Here is an 18,820-nt window from a genome sequence, read left to right on the forward strand (position 1 = left end):
AGCTTGTGGAAAAAGCCAAACGGGTGGTCTGGCGTCTGCTGGCTGCCAGCGTATGCGTAATGGCGGTAAGCCAGGCGGTGCATGCCGATTCACTGGATGAACAACGTAACCGCTACGCCCAGATTAAACAGGCGTGGGACAACAAGCAGATGGATACCGTGCAGGCGCTGATGCCGACGCTAAAGGATTATCCGCTGTATCCGTATCTGGAGTATCGCCAGATAACCGACGATCTGATGAACCAGCCTACCGTCACCGTGAATAACTTCATTCAGGCGAACCCGACCCTGCCGCCTGCCCGAAATCTCCAGTCTCGTTTTGTGAATGAGCTGGCGCGCCGCGAAGACTGGCGCGGACTGCTGGCGTTTAGCCCTGAAAAGCCGAACGCCACCGAAGCCCAGTGTAACTATTACTACGCGAAATGGGCGACCGGCCAGCAGGAAGAGGCCTGGGCCGGGGCGAAAGAGCTCTGGCTGACCGGTAAAAACCAGCCGAACGCCTGTGATTCCCTGTTCGGCGCATGGCGCGCTTCCGGCAAGCAGGATCCGCTGTCCTACCTTGAGCGCATCCGTCTGGCGATGAAAGCCGGTAACACGCGTCTGGTGACCACGCTGGCGGGGCAGATGCCGTCCGATTACCAGACGATCTCTACCGCGGTTATCTCGCTGGCAAACGATCCGAACAGCGTGCTGACCTTTGCCCGCAGTACGGGCGCGACCGATTTTACCCGCCAGATGGCTGCGGTGGCCTTTGCCAGCGTGGCGCGTGACGACGTGGAAAACGCGCGGCTGATGATCCCGCAGCTGGTGCAGGCGCAGCAGCTCAATGAGGAGCAAACCCAGGAGCTGCGCGACATCGTGGCGTGGCGACTGATGGGCACCGATGTGACCGATGAACAGGCGCGCTGGCGTGACGATGCCATTATGCGTTCGAACTCCACGTCGCTGGTGGAACGCCGCGTGCGCATGGCGCTGGGCACGGGCGATCGCCGTGGGCTGAATACCTGGCTCGCACGGTTGCCGATGGAGGCCAAAGAGAAAGACGAATGGCGCTACTGGCAGGCCGATCTGCTGATGGAGCGCGGTCGTGATGATGAAGCTAAAGAGATCCTCCATACGCTGATGCAGCAGCGCGGGTTTTACCCGATGGCCGCCGCGCAGCGTCTGGGCGAGGAGTATACCTTCCGCATTGATAAAGCGCCCGCTAACGCGAACCCGGCGCTGACGCAGGGGCCAGAAATGGCGCGCGTTCGCGAGCTGATGTACTGGAATATGGATAACACCGCGCGCAGCGAGTGGGCGAATCTGGTGACCAGCCGTACCACCGACGAGAAAGCCCAGCTTGCCCGCTATGCGTTTGATAATCACTGGTGGGATCTCAGCGTGCAGGCGACGATCGCCGGCAAGCTCTGGGATCATCTCGAAGAGCGTTTCCCGCTGGCGTATAAAGATCTTTTCGATCGCTATACCAGCGGCAAAGATATCCCGCAAAGCTACGCGATGGCGATCGCTCGTCAGGAGAGCGCCTGGAACCCGAAAGTCCGTTCCCCGGTGGGTGCCAGCGGTCTGATGCAGATTATGCCGGGCACGGCGACGCACACGGTGAAGATGTTTAATATTCCGGGGTACAGCAGCCCGTCACAGCTCCTGGATCCGGATACCAATATCAACATCGGTACCAGCTATCTCCAGTACGTGTATCAGCAGTTCGGCAATAACCGCATCTTCTCTTCGGCGGCGTATAACGCGGGGCCTGGACGCGTGCGTACCTGGCTTGGCAACAGCGCCGGACGCATCGACGCCGTAGCGTTTGTCGAGAGCATCCCGTTCTCGGAAACGCGCGGCTACGTGAAGAACGTGCTGGCCTATGACGCCTACTATCGCTACTTCATGGGGCAGAAAGATACCCTGATGAGCGATGCCGAGTGGCAGAGACGTTACTGATCGGCGTGGGTTGTGTTATGCTGTACTCGCTAATGAGTACAAGAGGCAGCATAACATGACCCAGCATTCCCCGTATTCCTCGGCAATGGCCGAACAACGTCATCAGGAGTGGCTTCGTTTTGTGGAGCTGCTTCGCCAGTCTTACGAGCAGGATCTGCACTTGCCCCTCATGCAGCTGATGCTCACGCCGGACGAGCGTGAGGCGCTGGGCACGCGCGTGCGGATCATTGAGGAGCTGCTGCGCGGCGAGATGAGCCAGCGCGAGCTGAAAAACGAGCTCGGCGCGGGTATCGCAACGATCACCCGCGGCTCGAACAGCCTGAAGTCGGCACCGGTTGAGCTGCGCCAGTGGCTGGAAGCGGTATTGCTGAAAAACGCCGGATGACGGCTACGCCTTATCCGGCCTACAAACTTACCGATAAATCGCGTTATGGAACGGGCTTAACGCCAGAATCACCGCCTGGTGGTAAACGCCTGAACGCGTCAGCGCGCCTGCGGTAAAGACGCCAATCGCTCCTTCTTTACGACCAATCTCATCAATGCCGGTGTACTGCGACATCACCGGCCCGAGCGCTTCACCCGCACGGACTTTTTCCAGAATGATCTCCGGCAGCGGCAGGGTGGCCGAACGCGCTTCACCGCGCTGCTCGCGGCTTTCGATGACCACCCAGCTAAAGGTTGCGCCTTCGTCGATACCTGCTTCAATCGCTACCCAAAAGTCAGCATTCGGTGCCGCGGCCTTAGCGTTTGCCACGCGATTTCGTGCGCCAGCGCGCGTTTCCTCGCTGCCAAAGGGCTGTTCAGGTACGCCGCTCTCGACGCCGATGGCCTCAATATGGCAGGATCCTGCGCCGAAGATCTCGTCAAATGCCCTTAGAATTGCCTGAATTTTGGCAGGATTAGTGGTAGCAGAGACAACATGGTGCATAATTAAGCTCGATTCAAAAAAAACTCATCGCAGTATAACGGAAAAAAAGCATGTTACAGGTATACCTTGTTCGCCACGGTGAAACGCAGTGGAACGCCGAGCGACGTATTCAAGGCCAGTCAGACAGTCCTCTCACTGAGAAGGGTGTGCAGCAAGCGTGGCAGGTGGCGGAACGCGCCAGAACGCTGGGGATTACCCACGTGATTACCAGCGATTTAGGTCGCACACAGCAGACGGCGCGCATCATCGCAGATGCCTGCGGCTGTGACGTCATGCTGGAGCCGCGCCTGCGCGAGCTGGATATGGGCGTGCTGGAAAAACGCCATATCGATACGCTGACGGAAGCGGAAGAGGGCTGGCGCCGCACGCTGGTGAACGGTACCGAAGATGGCCGTATTCCTGAAGGCGAATCCATGCAGGAGCTCAGCGTACGCATGCATGCCGCACTGGCGGAATGCCTGAAGCTTCCGGCGGGAAGCCGTCCGCTGCTGGTGAGTCACGGGATTGCGTTGGGTTGCCTGGTGAGCACCATTCTGGGGTTACCGGCTTACGCTGAGCGCCGTTTGCGTCTGCGCAACTGCTCCATTTCCCGAATTGACTATCAGGAAAGCGCGTGGCTGGCCTCGGGCTGGGTAGTGGAGATGGCAGGGGACATTTCGCATCTTGATGCCCCTGCGCTTGACGAACTGCAGCGTTAACGACGTATCGGAATCAAGAATTCCATACGCAGATTGATTGGGCCTTCTTCCGGTTTGGCATCCTGCGCCGGGTAGTAGCGCTCAATGTCCTGACCCTTACGGCGATTCAGATTCAGCATCGGCATGCAGGTTCCGTAAACGGTCAGGATAAACTCCTGAACCCCCGTTCCCAGCCCTTCATAGGCGAACATCACGTATTCGCCGCCTTCCAGCACGACAGGCTTCGAACCCTGAATATACCCATTGGCCATCTCTGGCGTCAGCGCGGTGGTGTAGAACACCTCCTGCTCGTCGTCTTTTTCCTGGCTTGGGTGCGTTTCGTTGAGGCCATACAGAATTGGCGGGATCGCCGGTGCGTGGCTCAGGAAGTCGCGCCAGAACTGGACGCGCATCTGATGACGGAACTCAGAAATCTGCTCCAGTGAACAGGAGTAGCTCTGGGTTGTGCCGATCAGATGGGTTTCCGGCAGCGCGACAATTTCATATTTCGGCATTGCGAACTCGCCCAGACGCAGCGGCGGACGCATGCCAAACGAGCTCCAGTCAGGCGAGCGACGATAAAGCGCTGGCGTCAACGAGAACTGTTTTTTAAAGGCGCGGGTGAAGGTCTGCTGCGAATCGAAACGATATTGCAGGGCAATATCCAGAATCGGCCGCGCGGTCAGGCGCAGTGCCACAGCAGATTTTGATAAACGACGTGCGCGAATATAGGCCCCGATAGCATGACCGGTGACATCCTTGAACATCCTTTGCAGATGCCACTTGGAATAGCCTGCTTTAGCCGCCACATTATCCAGTGACAAAGGCTGGTCGAGATGACCTTCCAGCCAGGTGAGCAGGTCGCGAATAATTCCAGCCTGATCCATATACTATCCTCATCCTTAAAACAGCAGGTGCCTGATAACAGGTTAGCGGATAATAGCATTTTTTGATGTTTTAGCATTCAGTGTTTTTTTTGCGCATTCATGCTTTTTAGAGCACATTACAGGCAGATATATTCTAATCCTGTGATCTTGCTACATTTTTGTCTAAAGTGTTGAATAATCGCTCAGTGTAATTTTAAAGAATGGTAACAATATGAAATACAAGACTTTGATCTTCACCGCGTTGATGCTGATGGTTGGGCGCGCGGCGCAGGCAGAACAGATTGGCTCCGTTGATACCGTGTTCAAAATGTTTGGCCCGGACCACAAAATCGTGGTGGAGGCGTTTGACGATCCGGACGTGAAAAACGTCACCTGCTACGTCAGCCGTGCGAAAACGGGCGGTATCAAAGGCGGGCTGGGGCTGGCGGAAGATACCTCCGATGCGGCGATTTCCTGTCAGCAGGTGGGGCCGGTTGAGTTGAGCGATAAAATTAAAAACGGTAAAGCGCAGGGCGACGTGGTATTCCAGAAACGGACCTCGCTGGTGTTTAAAAAGCTGCAGGTGGTGCGTTTCTATGATGCCAAACGCAACACCCTGGCTTACCTTGCCTATTCTGACAAAGTGGTGGAAGGCTCGCCGAAAAACGCGATCAGCGCGGTGCCGATTATGCCGTGGCATTAATTCAGGGATGAACCATGCAACAACCTGTGGTCTGGCTGGTTGAAGACGAAACCAGTATCGCCGATACGCTGATCTACATGCTTCAGCAGGAAGGATTCGCGGTAAAGGCGTTTGAACGCGGTTTACCCGTGCTGGAGGCGGCGCGGCGGCAGGCTCCGGCGCTCGCCATTCTGGACGTCGGGCTGCCGGACATCAGTGGATTTGAGCTTTGCCGCCAGCTGCTGGCGCAGCATCCCTCGCTGCCCGTGCTGTTTCTGACGGCGCGAAGTGATGAGGTAGACAAGCTGCTTGGCCTGGAAATGGGCGCTGATGACTACGTTGCGAAACCTTTTTCACCTCGTGAAGTCTGCGCCCGGGTGCGGACGATTTTACGGCGCATGCAAAAATCCGCCGCGCCAGCAGAAACGTTGCGCATCGGGCAGTTTGAACTGAACGAGCCTGCCGCGCGAATTAGCTGGTGCGGGGAAGCATTGCCCCTAACCCGCTACGAGTTTTTGCTGCTCAAAACCTTGTTGCAGGCTCCCGGGCGGGTCTTTTCTCGTCAGCAGCTCATGGACAAGGTGTGGGGTGAAGACGGCGACAGCTTCGATCGTACCGTGGACACCCACATCAAAACCCTGCGCGCCAAGCTGCGGGCGGTGAACGAGGAACTGTCACCCATCAGCACCCATCGCGGTATGGGCTACAGTCTGGGCCTTTACTGATGCGCATTGGGATGCGGCTATTGCTGGGGTATTTTCTGATCGTGGCCATCGCCGCGTGGTTTGTGCTGTCGATCTTTGTTCAGGAAGTAAAGCCCGGCGTGCGCAGGGCAACCGAGGGCACGTTGATCGACACCGCGACCCTGTTGGCGGAAATTGGACGTGACGATTTGCTTTCGGGTCATGCGCAGCAGGGTAAACTGGCGCAGGCCTTTTCTCAGCTTCATCAGCGCCCTTTCCGCGCCAATATCGGCGGGATTCATAAAGTGCGTAACGAGTACCACGTCTACATGACCGATGCGCAGGGCCGCGTCGTGTTTGATTCCGCCGGTCTGGCCGTGGGGCAAGATTACTCGCGCTGGAACGATGTCTGGCTGACGCTTCGCGGTGAATACGGCGCGCGGAGTACCCAGAGCCATCCTGACGATCCGGAGAGCACGGTGATGTATGTTGCCGCGCCGGTTGTGGATCAGGGCAAGATTATCGGCGTGCTGTCGGTCGGGAAACCTAACAGCGCGATGGCCCCGGTTATCCATCGCAGCGAGCGGCGGATCCTGTGGGCAGGCGGGGCGCTGCTCGGCATTGCCCTGCTGATCGGTCTTCTCGTCGCCTGGTGGATCAATCGTTCTATCAGTACGTTATCGCGCTATGCCGACTCGGTAACCACGGATACGCCTCTCCCGCTGCCTAATCCTGGCAGCAACGAACTGCACAAGCTGGCCCTGGCGCTGGAGAATATGCGCATTCGCCTGGAAGGGAAAAACTACATTGAACACTATGTCCATGCGCTGACCCACGAGCTGAAAAGCCCCATCGCCGCTATACGCGGCGCGGCGGAAATTCTCGCCGAGCAGCCGCCGCCGCAGGTGGCCGCGCGGTTTATCGATAATATTCTGGTGCAAAACGCGCGCATGCAGTCGCTGGTTGAAAAACTGCTCACCCAGGCGCGGCTTGAAAATCGGGTCGAGATTACGCCTCAGACCGTCCGCGTCGACCTGCTGTTTACGCGTCTTGCCGACGCCCGCTCGGCGGGGCTGGCGGCAAAAGAGATTGGGCTGACACTCCAGCCCGCTTCGCTTCATGTTGAAGGCGATCCCGACCTGCTCGAGCAGGCGCTCGGTAATTTGCTGGATAACGCTATCGATTTTACGCCGCAGGGTGGCGCCATTGAACTGGCGGCCCGGGAAGAGCAGGGGCAGATACAGCTTCTCGTCACCGACAGCGGAAGTGGGATCCCGGATTACGCGCTGGCGCGTATTTTTGAACGCTTCTATTCCCTGCCGCGCGAGAACGGCTTGAAGAGCAGCGGACTCGGGCTGGCCTTTGTCCAGGAGGTGGCGCGTCTGCACCAGGGAGAGATTACGTTGCGTAATCGTGATGAAGGCGGCGTGAGGGCCACGCTGACGCTTCACCGTCCCTTCACATAACTTCAAACTGACCCCACACGGCCTGGTTACGCTCTCCTCATCACAAAGGAGACGTAATGATGAAATCCCCCCTGTTCTGGAAAGTAAGCACCCTGCTGGGGTGCATCCTGCTGCTGTTAGTCCCGCTTTTTATGGTCAGTAACCTGATATCAGAGCGGGAGAGCTACCGCAACGATGTTGAAAATACGCTTCGTCAGAGCACCAGCGGACCGCAAAAGCTGGTCGGTCCGATGATTGCGATTCCGATGACGGAGATCTTTTACAAGATAGAGGACGAGAAGAAGGTCGAATACAAGAAAAGCTATATGCATTTCATTCTGCCGGAATCTCTGGTTGTGGAAGGGAACCAGCGCGTGGAGTCCCGCAATATTGGCATCTACGACGGGCAAATCTGGAACACTGACCTGAAGATAAAAGCGCAGTTTAATACCGAAGAGCTGAAGCAGCTGAAAGGGGAAACGATCGCGACAGGGCAGCCGTTTATCGTGACGGGCGTTGGCGACGCGCGGGGCATTGGCACGGTCAGTATCTCTAAAATCAACGGTGAGACGCTAAGCGTGGAGCCCGGCTCAGGCGTCTACGGGGCGCTTGCAGGGATCCACATCCCGCTGACCGACAAAGCGCTGGAAGCCAAAACGTTTGCGCTTGAGATGTCCCTCAGCCTGGCGGGAACCGGCAGTTTTGCGGTGGTGCCGGTAGGGCGTAATAGCGAAATGACGCTCAACAGCAACTGGCCGCATCCGGGTTTTATGGGCGATTATCTCCCTGTTAAGCATCAGATAGGCGAGTCTGGTTTCCAGGCGAACTGGCAGAGCAGCTGGTTTGCAAATAACCTTGAAAGCTGGTTCTACGACAAGGAGTCGCCGGAGTGGGAGGCGCTTCCGGCCTTTAGCGTCACGGTAGCCACGCCCGCCGACCAGTATCAGCTGACCGACCGTGCGATCAAGTACGCCATTTTGCTGATTGCGCTGACGTTTATGGCCTTCTTTGTCTTCGAAACCTTAACCGGATTGCGCCTTCACCCGATGCAGTATCTGCTGGTGGGGCTGTCGCTGGTCCTGTTCTATCTGGTGCTGCTGGCGCTGTCAGAACACGTCGGGTTTACGCCAGCCTGGGTTGTTGCAAGCCTGGTTGGCGCAGCGATGAACGGAATGTATCTGCAGGCCGTGCTGAAAAGCTGGAAGCGCAGCGGGCTGTTTGTGCTGGCGCTGCTCGGGCTGGACGTGGTGATGTGGTTCCTGCTGCGCTCGGAGGACAGCGCGCTGCTGTTGGGTTCAGCGGTTCTCGCGCTGGCGCTGTTCGCCGTGATGTACCTGACCCGGCATTTCGACTGGTACTCGCTCTCTCAGCCGAAGCGACCTGAGCCACCCGCCGCACCGGATGACGATACGATGCGGATCTGGAAATAAAAAAAACGGCGCAAATGCGCCGTTTTTTAATGCGTAGACTGCGGGATTACTCCTGCAGATCGCCGCAGAAACGGTACCCTTCGCCGTGGATCGTGGCGATGATTTCCGGCGTATCCGGTGTAGATTCGAAATGCTTACGAATACGACGGATGGTCACGTCTACGGTACGGTCGTGCGGTTTCAGCTCACGGCCGGTCATTTTCTTCAGCAGCTCTGCACGGGACTGAATTTTGCCCGGGTTTTCGCAGAAGTGCAGCATCGCGCGGAATTCACTGCGCGGCAGTTTATACTGCTCACCGTTCGGGCTAATCAGCGAACGGCTATTGATATCAAGTTCCCAGCCGTTGAATTTGTAGCTGTCTACGCTACGACGCTCTTCGCTGACCGTACCCAGGTTCATGGTGCGGGACAGCAGGTTGCGCGCACGAATGGTTAACTCGCGTGGATTAAACGGTTTGGTGATGTAGTCATCCGCACCGATTTCCAGGCCAAGAATTTTATCAACTTCGTTATCACGGCCCGTCAGGAACATTAACGCGACGTTCGCCTGCTCGCGCAGTTCGCGCGCCAGAAGAAGACCGTTTTTGCCCGGCAGGTTAATATCCATGATCACCAGGTTGATATCATTTTCAGAAAGGATCTGATGCATCTCTGCGCCATCGGTCGCTTCAAAGACATCGTAGCCTTCTGCTTCGAAAATGCTCTTTAACGTGTTGCGTGTTACCAACTCGTCTTCAACGATAAGAATGTGCGGGGTCTGCATGTTTGCTACCTAAATTGCCAACTAAATCGAAACAGGAAGTACAAAAGTCCCTGACCTGCCTGATGCATGTCGCAAATTAACATGATCGGCTTAACGTGACTAAAGTACGTAATTGCGTTCTTGATGCACTTTCCATCAACGTCAACAACATCATTAGCTTGGTCTTGGGTACTTTCCCTTTGGACCCGACAGTGTCAAAAACGGCTGTCATCCTAACCATTTTAACAGCAACATAACAGGCTAAGTGACACCAGACACCCAATAAAACTACGCTTCGTTGACATATATCAAGTTCAATTGTAGCACGTTAACAGTTTGATGAAATCATCGTAGCCGAATGCTAGCCTTTGTCACAATTTTTCAATAAACCAACTAGTTGCGGACATTGATTTATAAACGAAGCGAATCCAATCAGAATAGGGTATTCATGTCGCTATTATCATTATAAAACATAGGGATAATAGTGTTCTGTTAACATTCTAACTGATTGTTCAGACAAGGAATAGTTTAGCGTTTTTAATTTGTTATGAAACGCTATTTCGGTGATTTGTGTTGCAATTTTGTAAATTCGCGCTGCGTAATATGTTGAGGCGCATCACATTTTTACCCGCTAACTGATTAAAAAGAGAGCATAAATGCATCTGTCGATTGTACTGGTTGCCCCAGCCAGAGCAGAAAATATAGGCGCTGCCGCGCGTGCCATGAAGACCATGGGTTTTACCGATTTACGTATTGTGGACAGCACGGCCCACCTGGAGCCTGCGGCACGTTGGGTGGCACATGGTTCAGGCGATATTCTCGATAATATAACCACTTACGCGACGCTGGCTGATGCGCTGCACGACATTTCATTTACCGTTGCAACCACCGCGCGCAGCCGGGCGAAGTTCCACTACTACGCCACCCCGGCTGAACTGGTGCCGATGCTGAGCGAGAAAAGCCAGTGGCTGGATAAAGCCGCACTGGTGTTTGGTCGCGAGGATTCCGGATTAACCAACGAAGAGCTGGAGCTGGCGGACGTTCTTACCGGTGCGCCGATGGTAGCCGATTACCCCTCCCTGAATTTAGGCCAGGCGGTTATGGTCTACTGCTATCAATTAGCCTCCTTAATACAAATCCCCCAGCCTCCGGCAGAAGGGGCAAATGAAAATCAGCTGGCTGCGCTGCGGGCGCGCGTTGAGCAGCTGTTATCTCAGCTGGGGGTGACGGACGATCAAAAAATGGCTGACTGGCTGCAGCAGCGGTTGGGGCGTCTTGAGCAGCGGGACACCGCAATGCTGCACCGTTTGCTGCACGATATTGAAAAAAAATTGACCGAATAAAATACTGCCATAAGTTTTTACTATGGCGAATAAGTCTGTCCAGAAGGGTTGCACTTGGGCGAATGAGATGAAAATAAATCTGCAAGCAGCGGGACGTGAGAGTCTCCCGAATTGTGACCAAATTAAAAATTCGTTGACTTAAGGTGCCCGATCCTTTAACCCTAAAAGAATACAGCACAGACAGATAATAATGACAGAGTACACAACATCCATGAAACGCATCAGCATCACCACCATTACTACAACCATCATCATTACCACAGGTAACGATGCGGGCTGACGCGTACAGGAAAAACAAAAAAAAGCCCGCACCTAGACAGTGCGGGCTTTTTTTTCGGCTAAAGGAAACGAGGTAGAACCATGCGAGTGTTGAAGTTCGGCGGTACATCAGTGGCAAATGCAGAACGTTTTCTGCGTGTTGCCGATATCCTGGAAAGCAACGCCAGGCAGGGGCAGGTTGCGACCGTGCTCTCTGCCCCGGCAAAAATCACGAACCATCTGGTGGCGATGATTGAAAAAACCATCGGTGGCCAGGATGCACTCCCGAACATCAGCGACGCAGAGCGTATCTTTGCTGACTTACTGCAAGGGCTGGCAGAGGCGCTGCCTGGCTTCCCGCACGCTCAGCTGAAGTCCTTCGTTGAGCAGGAATTCGCGCAAATCAAACACGTCCTGCACGGCATCAGCCTCCTCGGCCAGTGCCCGGACAGCATCAACGCGGCGCTGATCTGCCGGGGCGAAAAACTCTCAATCGCCATCATGGCGGGCGTGCTGGAAGCGCGCGGCCATAGCGTGACCGTAATTGACCCGGTTGAAAAACTGCTGGCGGTGGGCCACTACCTCGAATCCACCGTTGATATTGCCGAATCAACCCGCCGTATCGCCGCAAGCAAAATTCCCGCTGACCACATGATCCTGATGGCAGGCTTCACCGCCGGCAACGAGAAGGGCGAGCTGGTGGTGCTGGGCCGTAACGGCTCCGATTACTCCGCCGCCGTGCTGGCCGCCTGTTTACGCGCGGACTGTTGTGAGATTTGGACTGACGTCGACGGCGTCTATACCTGCGACCCGCGCCAGGTTCCGGACGCCAGGCTGCTGAAGTCGATGTCGTACCAGGAAGCGATGGAGCTTTCCTACTTCGGCGCCAAAGTGCTTCACCCGCGTACCATCTCCCCGATTGCCCAGTTCCAGATCCCTTGCCTGATTAAAAATACCGGTAACCCGCAGGCGCCGGGTACGCTGATTGGCGCGAGCACCGATGAGGACGGTCTGCCGGTGAAAGGCATCTCCAACCTCAACAACATGGCGATGTTCAGCGTCTCCGGCCCGGGGATGAAGGGGATGGTCGGCATGGCGGCGCGCGTGTTTGCGGCCATGTCCCGCAACGGTATCTCGGTGGTGCTGATCACCCAGTCCTCTTCCGAGTACAGCATCAGCTTCTGCGTGCCGCAGGGAGACTGCCTACGCGCCCGCCGCGCGCTGGAGGAAGAGTTCTATCTGGAGCTGAAAGAAGAGCTGCTGGAGCCGCTCTCCATTCAGGAGCGTCTGGCGATCATCTCTGTGGTCGGCGACGGCATGCGCACGCTGCGAGGTATCTCCGCCAAGTTCTTTGCCGCGCTGGCGCGCGCCAATATCAATATCGTGGCGATTGCCCAGGGCTCGTCTGAGCGTTCAATTTCTGTTGTCGTGGACAACGATGACGCGACCACCGGCGTACGCGTGGTTCACCAGATGCTGTTCAACACCGATCAGGTCATCGAGCTGTTCCTGATTGGCGTGGGCGGCGTGGGCGGCGCGCTGCTGGAGCAGGTGAAGCGTCAGCAGGAGTGGCTGAAGAAGAAACATATCGATCTGCGCGTCTGCGGAATTGCCAACTCCAGAGCGCTACTCACCAACGTTCACGGTCTGAACCTGGAGAACTGGCAGGCCGAGATGAACGAGGCGAAAGAGCCGTTCAACCTGGGCCGCCTGATCCGTCTGGTGAAAGAGTACCACCTGCTTAACCCGGTGATCGTCGACTGTACCTCCAACCAGGCGGTGGCCGATCAGTACGCCGACTTCCTGCGCGAAGGTTTCCACGTGGTGACGCCGAACAAAAAGGCCAACACCTCGTCGATGGATTACTATCACCAGCTGCGTCTGGCGGCGAGCAAGTCGCGCCGCAAGTTCCTGTACGACACCAACGTGGGCGCGGGGCTGCCGGTTATCGAGAACCTGCAAAACCTGCTGAACGCGGGCGACGAACTGCAGCGTTTCTCCGGCATTCTCTCCGGCTCGCTGTCGTTTATCTTCGGCAAGCTGGATGAAGGGATGAGCCTGTCGGAAGCCACCCGCGCCGCGCGCGAGCTGGGCTATACCGAGCCGGATCCGCGCGACGACCTTTCCGGGATGGACGTGGCGCGCAAGCTGCTGATCCTCGCGCGTGAAACGGGCCGCGAGCTTGAGCTTTCGGATATCGTGATTGAACCTGTCCTGCCGGCAGAATTTGATGACGGCGGTGACGTCAGCGCCTTTATGGCGAATTTGCCACAGCTTGACGACGCTTTTGCCGCGCGCGTTGCGAAAGCCCGTGATGAAGGTAAGGTATTGCGCTATGTTGGCAACATTGAAGAAGATGGCGTGTGCCGGGTGAAGATTGCCGAAGTGGATGGCAACGACCCGCTGTACAAAGTCAAAAACGGCGAAAACGCCCTCGCGTTTTACAGCCACTATTATCAGCCATTGCCGCTGGTGCTTCGCGGCTATGGCGCAGGGAACGATGTTACGGCGGCGGGTGTGTTTGCCGATCTGCTGCGTACCCTGTCATGGAAGTTAGGAGTTTAACATGGTCAAAGTTTATGCCCCGGCTTCCAGCGCGAATATGAGCGTCGGATTTGACGTGCTGGGTGCGGCGGTGACGCCGGTGGATGGTTCGCTGCTGGGCGATACGGTCACGGTGGAAGCGGCGGATAGCTTCAGCCTGAATAACGTGGGCCGCTTCGCCAGCAAACTGCCGTCTGAGCCGCGCGAAAATATCGTCTATCAGTGCTGGGAACGCTTCTGTCAGGAGATCGGCAAAAACGTGCCGGTCGCCATGACGCTGGAAAAAAGCATGCCGATTGGCTCGGGACTGGGTTCCAGCGCCTGCTCGGTGGTCGCCGCGCTGGTGGCGATGAACGAGCACTGCGGCAAGCCGCTGAACAACAACCGTCTGCTGGGGTTAATGGGCGAGCTGGAAGGGCGCATCTCCGGCAGCATTCACTATGACAACGTGGCGCCGTGCTTCCTCGGCGGCATGCAGCTGATGATCGAAGAAAATGGCATCATCAGCCAGCAGGTGCCAGGGTTTGATGAGTGGCTGTGGGTGCTGGCCTATCCGGGCATTAAGGTTTCTACCGCGGAAGCGCGTGCGATCCTGCCCGCGCAGTATCGTCGTCAGGACTGTATCGCCCACGGGCGTCATCTGGCGGGCTTTATTCACGCCTGCTACACCCGTCAGCCGCAGCTGGCGGCGAAGCTGATGAAAGACGTCATTGCCGAGCCGTACCGCACGAAGCTGCTGCCCGGCTTTAACGAAGCGCGACAGGCATCGATGGATATCGGCGCGCAGGCGTGCGGCATTTCCGGCTCCGGCCCGACGCTGTTCGCCCTTTGCGACAAGCCTGACACCGCGCAGCGCGTGGCGGACTGGCTCTCTAAACACTACCTGCAAAATCAGGAAGGCTTTGTTCATATTTGCCGTCTGGACACGGCTGGCGCACGAGTACTGGGATAATCAATGAAACTCTACAACCTTAAAGATCATAACGAGCAGGTCAGCTTCGCGCAGGCGGTAACTCAGGGGCTGGGCAAAAACCAGGGGCTGTTTTTCCCGCATGACCTGCCGGAATTTCAGCTGACCGACATCGACGAGCTGCTGAAGCAGGACTTTGTTACCCGCAGCACCAAAATTCTCTCGGCGTTTATCGGCGATGAAATCCCGCAGGAACTGCTGGAAGAGCGCGTGCGTGCGGCGTTCGCTTTCCCGGCGCCGGTGAAGCAGGTTGAGCCTGACGTTGGCTGCCTGGAGCTGTTCCACGGCCCGACCCTGGCGTTTAAAGACTTCGGCGGCCGCTTTATGGCGCAGATGCTGACCCACATCAGCGGCGACAAACCGGTGACCATCCTGACCGCAACCTCCGGCGATACCGGTGCGGCGGTGGCGCACGCGTTCTACGGCCTGAAAAACGTCCGCGTGGTGATCCTCTATCCGAAAGGCAAAATCAGCCCGCTGCAGGAAAAACTGTTCTGTACGCTCGGCGGCAACATTGAAACCGTGGCAATTGACGGCGATTTCGATGCCTGCCAGGCGCTGGTCAAGCAGGCCTTCGACGACGAAGAGTTGAAGGTGGCCCTGGGTCTGAACTCCGCCAACTCTATCAACATCAGCCGTCTTCTGGCACAGATCTGCTACTACTTCGAAGCGGTGGCGCAGCTGCCGCAGGAAGCGCGCAACCAGCTGGTGATCTCCGTGCCTAGCGGTAACTTCGGTGACCTGACTGCTGGCCTGCTGGCGAAATCCCTGGGTCTGCCGGTGAAACGCTTTATCGCCGCCACCAACGCCAACGACACCGTGCCGCGCTTTCTGAAAGACGGGAAGTGGGCGCCGAACGCCACGCAGGCAACGCTCTCTAATGCGATGGATGTGTCGCAGCCGAACAACTGGCCGCGCGTGGAAGAGCTGTTCCGTCGTAAGATCTGGCGTCTGGGTGACCTGGGCTACGCCGCGGTGACGGATGAAACCACCAAAGCGACCATGCGCGAGCTGAAGGCGGTGGGGTATACCTCTGAACCGCATGCGGCGATTGCCTACCGCGCGCTGCGCGACCAGCTTAACCCGGGTGAATACGGCCTGTTCCTGGGCACCGCGCATCCGGCGAAGTTCAAAGAGAGCGTGGAAGCGATCTTGGGCGAAACGCTGTCGCTGCCGAAAGAGCTGGCCGAGCGTGCCGACCTGCCGCTGCTGTCTCATGAACTGCCGGCAGATTTTGCCGCGCTGCGTAAGCTGATGATGGTCCGCGCGTGATTTGTGTCGGGTGGCGGCTACGCCTTACCCGACCTACAACGGCTCAGAACGTAGGCCGGGTAAGGCGAAGCCGCCACCCGGCTTTTTTGTGAAGAAATTAAGGAGAAATAAAGCAGGAAAAAAGCAGAAATTCCCAATAAATGCGGTCACTTAGCGTTTAGGATTGCAGAGAATAACATCCCCCGTTCCCCTCGCGTAATCTCCTTACATCGGCCCACGTTGGGCAAGAAGAATAAGGAGTCACCTGTGTCTACACTGAAACCTGCACTCATCGCGCTTTCACTGGTGCTGGCCGCCCCCATGGCGGTTCAGGCATCTGAAATTACCCTCGTACCAGCGGTAAAACTGCAGATTGGCGACCAGGATAACAACGGGCACTACTGGGACGGCGGCCGCTGGCGAGACCACGACTGGTGGAAAGCGCACTATGACTGGCGTGATAACCACTGGCGTCCACATGATGAGCATCATAAACATGACGATCGCCATGATGACCATCACCACGATGACCACCGTGACGATCGCGGCCCGGACTGGAAACACCATTAATGCAAAACCCCGCCATCTGGCGGGGGTTGTTTTTACTGCTCGTGGCGCTTAAACACCAGCTCGCCTCTCCCCGACGACGCCTCGTCAAAGAAATAGCCTTCGCTGTTAAAGGCGGTCAGCTGCTCCGGCTTCGTCAGGCGGTTCTGGATGATGTAGCGGCTCATCAGACCGCGCGCTTTCTTAGCGTAGAAGCTGATCACCTTGAACTTGCCGTTCTTCTCGTCGAGGAACACCGGTTTGATAATCTCTGCATCCAGCTTTTTCGGTTTCACCGACTTGTAGTACTCATCGGATGCCAGGTTAATCACCACGTTATCGCCCTGAGCGCGCAGCGCCGCGTTCAGCTTGTCGGTAATGATATCGCCCCAGAAATGGTACAGGTCTTTGCCTTTGGCATTTTCCAGGCGAATCCCCATCTCCAGACGATACGGCTGCATCAGGTCCAGCGGGCGCAGTACGCCGTACAGACCCGACAGCATGCGCAGATGCTGCTGGGCAAAATCGAAATCGGCTTCGCTAAAATCTTCCGCCTGCAGGCCGGTATAGACATCGCCTTTAAAGGCCAGAATCGCCTGGCGAGCGTTCGCCGGGGTGAAATCCGGGTGCCACTCGTGAAAGCGGGTCGCGTTAAGATCGGCCAGCTTGTCGCTGATGCTCATCAGCGAGGCGATTTGCGGCGCAGAGAGCTTACGCGCTTCGCGGATCAGCTGTTGCGAGTAGTCCAGCAGTTCAGGCTGGGTATAGCGCTCGGTGGCGAGCGGGCTCTGGTAGTCGAGCGTTTTTGCAGGTGAAATCAGAATCAGCATATCCAGTCCTTGCAGGAAATTTAGAGCGACTTTAGCAAAAAATCGCCCTGAATTGATCGATAGCTGTTATTGCCGCGGCAAATCATCCCACGTGCCGGGGGCAAGCTGCGCCTTAATGTCGGGATAGCGGGCGGGATCAAATACCGGTGGCACGCCGAGTTTGCGCTGGCGCAGATAGTCTCTGGCAATCAGGGTCACAACGGGCGAGAGCAGCAGGATCGCCGTGAGGTTAGTGATCGCCATCAGCGCCATAATAATATCGGCCAGCTGCCAGACCAGCGGCATACTGAGCAGGGAGCCTGCTATCACCATCAGTATGACCCCCAGGCGCAGGGTTCCGATTGCGGCGCGGGAGTCGAGTTTCAGGAAAATAAGGTTATTTTCGGCGTAGAGGTAATTCACCACAATCGAGCTGAAGGCAAACAGGATCAGGATGAGCGAGACAAACCCTGCACCCCAGCCGCCGGTCAGGTTCACCAGCGCCTGCTGGAGAAGCTGTATCCCGGCGGTTCCCGACGAATGCGGTACGGGGCCTGCCAGCAGCAAAATCATGGCGCTGGCGGAACAGATGATAATGGTATCGGTAAAGACGCCAATCATCTGCACAATGCCCTGTGCGGCCGGGTGCGGCGGCCAGGAAGAGGCGGCGGCTGCCGCGTTGGGGGTTGATCCCATACCGGCTTCGTTGGAGAACATTCCCCGCTGAAAACCCGCCATCAGCGCCTGGCTGAAGGTGTAGCCCAGCGCCCCGGAGGCCACCTCGCGCCAGCCAAAGGCGCTTTTGAAGATGGTCGCAATCACGCCCGGAACCAGGTCGATATGCAGTGCGGCGACGAACAGACTCGCCACAACCCAGAGCAGCGCCATAATGGGAACCAGCCACTGCATCAGGCGGGCGATGCCCTTAAGACCGGCAGAAATGGTGAGCAGAACGACGAGGGCTAAAGCGATACCGGCGACCCACTCCGGGCAGGAGAAGGCGTAGCTCAGGGCATTGGCGACAGAATTTGCCTGGACGGTATTAAAAATAAGACCGTACGCGAGCAGTAAAAAAAGCGAGAACAGGACGCCCATCCAGCGCATCCCCAGGCCACGCGCCATGTACCAGGCAGGACCACCGCGAAACTGGCCGTTTTTATCTTTCTCTTTATAAAGCTGGGCGAGCGAACTTTCGGCAAAGGAGGTGGCCATTCCGAGTAGCGCCGTCACCCACATCCAGAAGACCGCGCCTGGCCCGCCCGCGCTGATGGCCAGCGCAACGCCCGCCAGATTACCGCTGCCGAGCCGTGCCGCCAGGCTGGTACAGAGTGCCTGGAACGACGTTAGTCCGCCCGGCTGGGGCGTAACGCTGTTTTTCAGACTTCTGCCAAACTTGCGAATATAACGAAACTGGATGAACCCACTGCGTAGCGTAAACCAAATACCTGCTCCCAGAAGCAGGTAAATCATTATCGAACCCCAGAGGACTTCGTTAATAAAGAAAAAGAAATCAGGCATTAACGTCCCTCTTGTTGATGCCAATGTGAATATGTAAGCGCTACCACTGATTGGGCATGCTGTTACTTAGCAGCCTGTTAATCTTCCCAGTTTACCATACTCTGCCTAAGCGCACTGTCTGCGGTTGCGCTACCCCTCCGTCGTGTTATCATCAGGGCAGACCGGTTACATCCCCCTAACAAGTA

At 56.7% G+C, this 18,820-nt stretch carries 19 protein-coding genes and 1 other annotated feature; of the genes, 14 read left to right on the top strand and 5 right to left on the bottom strand.

The features are described 5' to 3' along the window. Nucleotides 1–5: 5 nt before the first annotated feature. Together sltY and trpR are read left to right on the top strand one after the other, a co-directional pair. A complete protein-coding gene (gene sltY, locus AC2TE5_RS03270) occupies nt 6–1,943 on the top strand; it encodes a murein transglycosylase (protein WP_121424984.1) in 1,938 nt (645 codons plus the stop codon). 55 nt (nt 1,944–1,998) lie between these two features. Beyond that, nucleotides 1,999–2,328 carry a trp operon repressor gene (gene trpR / locus AC2TE5_RS03275; protein WP_010427104.1) on the top strand — a complete coding sequence of 110 codons (330 nt, stop codon included), beginning with the start codon at nt 1,999–2,001 and terminating at the stop codon, nt 2,326–2,328. 27 nt (nt 2,329–2,355) lie between these two features. Here trpR and yjjX read toward each other — a convergent pair whose 3' ends face one another. After that, complete coding sequence (gene yjjX, locus AC2TE5_RS03280; protein ID WP_023334447.1) at nt 2,356–2,871, bottom strand: inosine/xanthosine triphosphatase; 516 nt, start codon at nt 2,869–2,871, stop codon at nt 2,356–2,358. 50 nt (nt 2,872–2,921) lie between these two features. Between yjjX and gpmB the strand changes: the two genes are divergently transcribed. Further along, the gene (gene gpmB, locus AC2TE5_RS03285) at nt 2,922–3,569 is read left to right on the top strand and encodes a 2,3-diphosphoglycerate-dependent phosphoglycerate mutase GpmB (RefSeq protein ID WP_023310332.1); all 648 of its coding nucleotides are present in this window, start codon (nt 2,922–2,924) and stop codon (nt 3,567–3,569) included. Here gpmB and robA read toward each other — a convergent pair. Beyond that, a complete protein-coding gene (gene robA / locus AC2TE5_RS03290; protein WP_029740850.1) occupies nt 3,566–4,435 on the bottom strand; it encodes an MDR efflux pump AcrAB transcriptional activator RobA in 870 nt (289 codons plus the stop codon). The genes gpmB and robA overlap by 4 nt on opposite strands. Nucleotides 4,436–4,646: 211 nt before the next feature. On the opposite strand from robA, the gene creA reads away from it, so the two are divergent. Genes creA through creD form a run of 4 tightly spaced genes read left to right on the top strand, consistent with a single transcriptional unit; the run spans nt 4,647 to nt 8,654 of the window. Further along, nucleotides 4,647–5,117, top strand: coding sequence for a protein CreA (creA, locus tag AC2TE5_RS03295; RefSeq protein WP_032642647.1), 471 nt, complete (start codon nt 4,647–4,649; stop codon nt 5,115–5,117). Between the two features lie 14 nt (nt 5,118–5,131). Continuing rightward, nucleotides 5,132–5,821, top strand: coding sequence for a two-component system response regulator CreB (gene creB, locus AC2TE5_RS03300; RefSeq protein WP_029740852.1), 690 nt, complete (start codon nt 5,132–5,134; stop codon nt 5,819–5,821). Continuing rightward, nucleotides 5,821–7,245 (top strand): two-component system sensor histidine kinase CreC, encoded by a 1,425-nt coding sequence (creC, locus tag AC2TE5_RS03305; RefSeq protein ID WP_484612653.1) that lies wholly within the window; start codon nt 5,821–5,823, stop codon nt 7,243–7,245. The genes creB and creC overlap by 1 nt, the downstream gene beginning before the upstream one ends. A 56-nt stretch (nt 7,246–7,301) precedes the next feature. Then, nucleotides 7,302–8,654: a cell envelope integrity protein CreD gene (gene creD, locus AC2TE5_RS03310; RefSeq protein ID WP_059347196.1), complete on the top strand. Its 1,353-nt coding sequence runs from the start codon at nt 7,302–7,304 to the stop codon at nt 8,652–8,654. A 46-nt stretch (nt 8,655–8,700) separates the two neighbouring features. Here the strand turns inward: creD and arcA are convergent, their stop codons facing one another. Next, nucleotides 8,701–9,417 carry a two-component system response regulator ArcA gene (arcA, locus tag AC2TE5_RS03315; RefSeq protein WP_003856501.1) on the bottom strand — a complete coding sequence of 239 codons (717 nt, stop codon included), beginning with the start codon at nt 9,415–9,417 and terminating at the stop codon, nt 8,701–8,703. A 95-nt stretch (nt 9,418–9,512) separates the two neighbouring features. Between arcA and yjjY the strand changes: the two genes are divergently transcribed. The 7 genes from yjjY to AC2TE5_RS03350 all read left to right on the top strand — a co-directional run bounded on the left by yjjY (nt 9,513) and on the right by AC2TE5_RS03350 (nt 16,332). Continuing rightward, entirely contained in the window at nt 9,513–9,653 is a 141-nt protein-coding gene (gene yjjY, locus AC2TE5_RS03320) for a YjjY family protein (protein ID WP_085928893.1), read from the top strand. Nucleotides 9,654–10,052: 399 nt separating this feature from the next. Continuing rightward, nucleotides 10,053–10,739 (top strand): tRNA/rRNA methyltransferase, encoded by a 687-nt coding sequence (locus AC2TE5_RS03325; protein WP_484612654.1) that lies wholly within the window; start codon nt 10,053–10,055, stop codon nt 10,737–10,739. 211 nt (nt 10,740–10,950) lie between these two features. Further along, complete coding sequence (thrL, locus tag AC2TE5_RS03330; RefSeq protein ID WP_015572623.1) at nt 10,951–11,019, top strand: thr operon leader peptide; 69 nt, start codon at nt 10,951–10,953, stop codon at nt 11,017–11,019. Continuing rightward, nucleotides 10,958–11,075 (top strand) — a sequence feature (Thr leader region). (Overlaps the previous gene by 62 nt.) 24 nt (nt 11,076–11,099) lie before the next feature. Beyond that, on the top strand, nt 11,100–13,562 hold the full coding sequence (gene thrA / locus AC2TE5_RS03335) for a bifunctional aspartate kinase/homoserine dehydrogenase I (RefSeq protein ID WP_484612655.1): 2,463 nt from the start codon (nt 11,100–11,102) through the stop codon (nt 13,560–13,562). 1 nt (nt 13,563) lies between these two features. Then, nucleotides 13,564–14,493 carry a homoserine kinase gene (gene thrB / locus AC2TE5_RS03340; RefSeq protein ID WP_032660770.1) on the top strand — a complete coding sequence of 310 codons (930 nt, stop codon included), beginning with the start codon at nt 13,564–13,566 and terminating at the stop codon, nt 14,491–14,493. Between the two features lie 3 nt (nt 14,494–14,496). After that, a complete protein-coding gene (gene thrC, locus AC2TE5_RS03345) occupies nt 14,497–15,783 on the top strand; it encodes a threonine synthase (RefSeq protein ID WP_484612656.1) in 1,287 nt (428 codons plus the stop codon). A 246-nt stretch (nt 15,784–16,029) separates the two neighbouring features. Then, a complete protein-coding gene (locus AC2TE5_RS03350) occupies nt 16,030–16,332 on the top strand; it encodes a DUF2502 domain-containing protein (protein WP_484612657.1) in 303 nt (100 codons plus the stop codon). Between the two features lie 32 nt (nt 16,333–16,364). On the opposite strand, the gene yaaA is transcribed toward AC2TE5_RS03350, so the two are convergent. Both yaaA and AC2TE5_RS03360 read right to left on the bottom strand, forming a co-directional pair. Then, nucleotides 16,365–17,138, bottom strand: a complete 774-nt coding sequence (yaaA, locus tag AC2TE5_RS03355; RefSeq protein WP_159515487.1) for a peroxide stress protein YaaA — start codon at nt 17,136–17,138, stop codon at nt 16,365–16,367. A gap of 66 nt (nt 17,139–17,204) precedes the next feature. Then, a complete protein-coding gene (locus AC2TE5_RS03360) occupies nt 17,205–18,635 on the bottom strand; it encodes an alanine/glycine:cation symporter family protein (protein WP_213329878.1) in 1,431 nt (476 codons plus the stop codon). Between the last annotated feature and the right edge of the window lie 185 nt (nt 18,636–18,820).

Source organism: Enterobacter sp. N5-15 (assembly GCF_057221635.1).

Bases quoted from the DNA above. Each gene is read 5' to 3' on its own strand.
- trpR (WP_010427104.1), top strand. From the start codon at position 1,999: ATGACCCAGCATTCCCCGTATTCCTCGGCAATGGCCGAACAACGTCAT.
- yjjX (WP_023334447.1), bottom strand. From the start codon at position 2,871: ATGCACCATGTTGTCTCTGCTACCACTAATCCTGCCAAAATTCAGGCA.
- gpmB (WP_023310332.1), top strand. From the start codon at position 2,922: ATGTTACAGGTATACCTTGTTCGCCACGGTGAAACGCAGTGGAACGCC.
- robA (WP_029740850.1), bottom strand. From the start codon at position 4,435: ATGGATCAGGCTGGAATTATTCGCGACCTGCTCACCTGGCTGGAAGGT.
- creA (WP_032642647.1), top strand. From the start codon at position 4,647: ATGAAATACAAGACTTTGATCTTCACCGCGTTGATGCTGATGGTTGGG.
- creB (WP_029740852.1), top strand. From the start codon at position 5,132: ATGCAACAACCTGTGGTCTGGCTGGTTGAAGACGAAACCAGTATCGCC.
- creC (WP_484612653.1), top strand. From the start codon at position 5,821: ATGCGCATTGGGATGCGGCTATTGCTGGGGTATTTTCTGATCGTGGCC.
- creD (WP_059347196.1), top strand. From the start codon at position 7,302: ATGATGAAATCCCCCCTGTTCTGGAAAGTAAGCACCCTGCTGGGGTGC.
- arcA (WP_003856501.1), bottom strand. From the start codon at position 9,417: ATGCAGACCCCGCACATTCTTATCGTTGAAGACGAGTTGGTAACACGC.
- AC2TE5_RS03325 (WP_484612654.1), top strand. From the start codon at position 10,053: ATGCATCTGTCGATTGTACTGGTTGCCCCAGCCAGAGCAGAAAATATA.
- thrA (WP_484612655.1), top strand. From the start codon at position 11,100: ATGCGAGTGTTGAAGTTCGGCGGTACATCAGTGGCAAATGCAGAACGT.
- thrB (WP_032660770.1), top strand. From the start codon at position 13,564: ATGGTCAAAGTTTATGCCCCGGCTTCCAGCGCGAATATGAGCGTCGGA.
- thrC (WP_484612656.1), top strand. From the start codon at position 14,497: ATGAAACTCTACAACCTTAAAGATCATAACGAGCAGGTCAGCTTCGCG.
- yaaA (WP_159515487.1), bottom strand. From the start codon at position 17,138: ATGCTGATTCTGATTTCACCTGCAAAAACGCTCGACTACCAGAGCCCG.
- AC2TE5_RS03360 (WP_213329878.1), bottom strand. From the start codon at position 18,635: ATGCCTGATTTCTTTTTCTTTATTAACGAAGTCCTCTGGGGTTCGATA.